Genomic DNA, 3,650 nt, shown 5'->3' with positions numbered 1-3,650 from the left:
CAACCATAAAATCTTCAGAACGGCGGATTTCTAGGGGGTTTATGGTCCACTTCTGTGTGTTTGATAAATGTTCAATCTGCGAAAAGAATATAGGGGTCTTACGGGGGGTGCATGGGAGATGAGGTCACATGTACCGGAAGGTAGGGAAATATACCTTAAGGTCAGGTCGACCTAACCGGTTATTTAACAAGGAAAGTATGTGCTATTCCAACTAGAGAAAAGCCGCCCAACGGTGTTAAATGGCTAGAAAGATAAAAGACATCACCACGGTTTCTGATCCCACCGCATCCCACCTCCACTTGGGGCGCGCACATTCAGCCGGAGCTCTCCGGCCCAGCTTCCCCGACTCAATACAGCTGAGTCGCCTCTTTGGAAGACCGAACTTATTCGGACTGTGCCCCGCCTGCCCCAGACGCAGGCGGTGAGACCGAGAAACTCTGAACACAGAGGAAAGGACGGACAAGTCATGCGCATTGCACTCTTCTCCACGTGCATCGTTGACGGCATGTACCCCCGCGTAGCACGCGCCACCGTCGAAATTCTTGAGCGCCTGGGCCACGAGGTTGTCTTCCCCCCGAACCAGACCTGCTGCTCTCAGATGCACGTCAACTCCGGCTACTTCGATGACGGTTACGAAGTCATCAAGAACCACGTTGAAGCTTTCGACTCCTGGGACTGGGACGTAGCTGTTGCACCCTCCGGCTCCTGCGTTGCTTCCCTGCGTCACCAGCAGGCAATGGTCGCACGTAGCCGCGGCGACGAAGCGCTGGCTCTGAAGGCAGAGCAGATTGCTTCCCGCACCTTCGAGCTTTCCCAGCTGCTAATCGACATCCTGGGCATCACCAACGCTGCCGAGCAGCTCGGCTCCTACTTCCCCGAGCACGTCACCTACCACAGCTCCTGCCACGGTATGCGTATGCTCGGCCTGGGCACCCGCCAGCAGGACCTGGTCCGCACCGTCGAAGGCATCAAGTACACCCAGCTCGAGGGCATGGACCAGTGCTGCGGCTTCGGTGGTACCTTCTCCTTCAAGAACGCTGACGTCTCCGGCGCAATGGTCAACGACAAGGCAGACAACGTTGAAGCAACCGGTGCTTCCGTCTGCACCGGCGGCGACTGCTCCTGCCTGATGAACATCGGCGGTGCGCTGATGCGTCGCGGCTCGGACGTTCAGACCATCCACTTCGCTGAGATCCTCGCATCCACCAAGGAAAACCCGCTCAAGATTAACTCCGAGCGTGTTGAGCTCTCGATCGGCTAAGGAAAGATAAGACCTCATGACCGCTATTCAGCTTGGTATGCCCAAGGTCGTTCACTACGGCGAGGGCAACATTTTCGAAGAAACCCCCTTCCCCAAGTACGCGAAGGAAGAGCTCAAGAACGAGCAGCTACGCGCCAACCTGCGCTTCGTGACCCACGCGATCCGTAACAAGCGCGCACGCGTCACCGCAGAGGTGCCCGACTGGCAGGACCTGCGTAACACCGGTGAGTCCGTCAAGAACTACGTTCTGGCGAACCTGCCCGAGCTGCTCGAGCAGTTCGAGCGTAACTTCACCGCCGCAGGCGGCCACGTGCACTGGGCACGCAACGCCACCGAGGCGAACCAGATTGCTCTGGACCTGATTCGCGAGCAGGGCGTGGACGAAATCATCAAGATTAAGTCCATGGCAACCGCAGAGACCGGCCTGAACGAATTCCTCGAAGAAAACGGCATCAACGCTATCGAGACCGACCTGGCAGAAGAAATCGTCCAGCTCGGCCACGACCGCCCCTCCCACATTCTGGTGCCCGCAATTCACCGCAACCGCCGCGAAATCCGCGACATCTTCCTGCGCGAAATTGAGGGTATTAACCCGGACATCACCGATGAGCCGGCAGAACTGGCAGAGGCATCGCGTAACCGTCTGCGTAACAAGTTCCTGAACACTACCGTGGCAGTCTCCGGTACCAACTTCGGTATTGCTGAGACCGGTACTCTGACCATCGTGGAGTCCGAAGGTAATGGCCGTATGTGCCTGACCCTGCCCGACACCCTCATTACCTTCATGGGTATTGAGAAGATTCTGCCCACCTTCCAGGACTACGAGGCATTCCTGCAGCTGCTGCCCCGTTCCTCCACCGGTGAGCGCATGAACCCCTACACCTCCATGTGGACCGGTGTAACCCCCGGTGACGGCCCGCAGAACATGCACGTCATCCTCATCGACAACGGCCGTACCGCCGTTCTGGCTGATGAGCTGGGTCGCCAGGCACTGCGTTGCATCCGCTGCTCCGCTTGCATGAACGTGTGCCCCGTGTACGAGCGCGCAGGCGGTCACGCCTACGGCTCCACCTACCCGGGCCCCATCGGCGCGATTCTGTCCCCGCAGCTCTCCGGTATCGAGGCTGCAGAGAACAACTCCCTGCCGTACGCATCCTCCCTCTGTGGCGCATGCTACGAGGTCTGCCCCGTGAAGATTAACTTCCCCGAGGTCCTCGTGCACCTGCGCGCTAAGGACGTCGAGTCCAAGCACGCTATCCGCGAGTTCGAGGGCAACAAGAAGGCTCCCTTCTCGCAGATGGACGGCATGATGCTCGGTGCGAAGAAGCTCTTCACCTCCGGCAAGATGATGTCGATTGCAGAACGTGGTCTGCCCATGTCCCGCCTCATTAGCGGCCGCAAGCACAAGATCACCGCTGTTCCCGGTATCGTCGGCGGCTGGACCGCATACCGCGACATCCCCGAGCCCCCCAAGGAATCCTTCCGCAACTGGTGGAAGAAGGAGAAGGGTCAGGCTCCGGCACGCGATAACGCACAGCGCGTTGACATTCAGGCCCTCATCGAGGCTAACAAGGGTAAGGCAGCTGAAGCGGCTGCAAACGCTAAGGCTGCTCAGGAAGCCCGTGAAGCTAAGGAGAACAACTAATGTCCTCTGCTAAGGAAGATATCCTCGCACGTATCCGCTCGTCCCTGGCTGACGCACCCGTCGCCCCCGAGCCCGTACGTAACTACCGCCGCGTCAGCGAGCTGACCGAAGAGCAGACCATTGAGATGCTCGTCGACCGCCTCATTGACTACAAGGCAAACGTGTTCCACGCGAACAAGGAGAACATCTCCGAGGTCATCGCAGAGCGCCTGGGTGAAAAGTCCACCTACGTGGTTCCCGAGGGCCTGAACATGGAGTGGCTGCCGGCTGACACCGCTGACCGCAAGCGCGTTACCGACTCCGGTAGCACCCTCAAGCCCGGCTGCCTGTCCCTGAAGGAACTGGACGCAGTTGACGCTGTGGTGACCGGTTCGACCGTCTCCTGTGCAGAGACCGGCACGATCTTCTTGAACACCAACCCCGATGAGGGTCGCCGCGCCATCACCCTGGTGCCCGACCACCACATCTGCGTGGTGCCCCGTTCCACCGTGGTGGAGCTGGTTCCCGAGTCGATCGAGCGTATCACCTACACCCGCCCCGTGACTATGATTTCCGGTCCGTCTGCAACCAGTGATATCGAGCTGATCCGCGTGGAGGGCGTGCACGGCCCCCGTACCCTGGACGTCATCATCTACGATGCCTAAGGTAAAGCGCCAGAAGGCAAACCTCTAAAGAAACCGCCCGAGAGCTAAGGCTCCCGGGCGGTTTCTTTATGCCCTCTCGGCTTCTGCATCTTTCAGAGCA

The 3,650-nt window shown here is 59.1% G+C and carries 3 protein-coding genes; all 3 read left to right on the top strand.

From position 1 onward, the window contains the following. Positions 1 to 466 precede the first annotated feature (466 nt). From QZ540_RS08200 to QZ540_RS08190, 3 genes are read left to right on the top strand one after another with little or no spacing between them, the layout of a single operon-like run. Entirely contained in the window at positions 467 to 1,261 is a 795-nt protein-coding gene (locus QZ540_RS08200) for a (Fe-S)-binding protein (RefSeq protein WP_005504630.1), read from the top strand. 16 nt (positions 1,262 to 1,277) lie between these two features. Continuing rightward, positions 1,278 to 2,906 (top strand): LutB/LldF family L-lactate oxidation iron-sulfur protein, encoded by a 1,629-nt coding sequence (locus tag QZ540_RS08195; RefSeq protein WP_070665979.1) that lies wholly within the window; start codon positions 1,278 to 1,280, stop codon positions 2,904 to 2,906. Next, positions 2,906 to 3,550 carry an LUD domain-containing protein gene (locus QZ540_RS08190; protein ID WP_049338337.1) on the top strand — a complete coding sequence of 215 codons (645 nt, stop codon included), beginning with the start codon at positions 2,906 to 2,908 and terminating at the stop codon, positions 3,548 to 3,550. The genes QZ540_RS08195 and QZ540_RS08190 overlap by 1 nt, the downstream gene beginning before the upstream one ends. Positions 3,551 to 3,650 lie beyond the last annotated feature (100 nt).

This window comes from uncultured Rothia sp. (assembly GCF_916049665.1).
GTDB lineage: Bacteria > Actinomycetota > Actinomycetes > Actinomycetales > Micrococcaceae > Rothia.
This window is presented reverse-complemented; position numbering and strand designations above follow the sequence as displayed.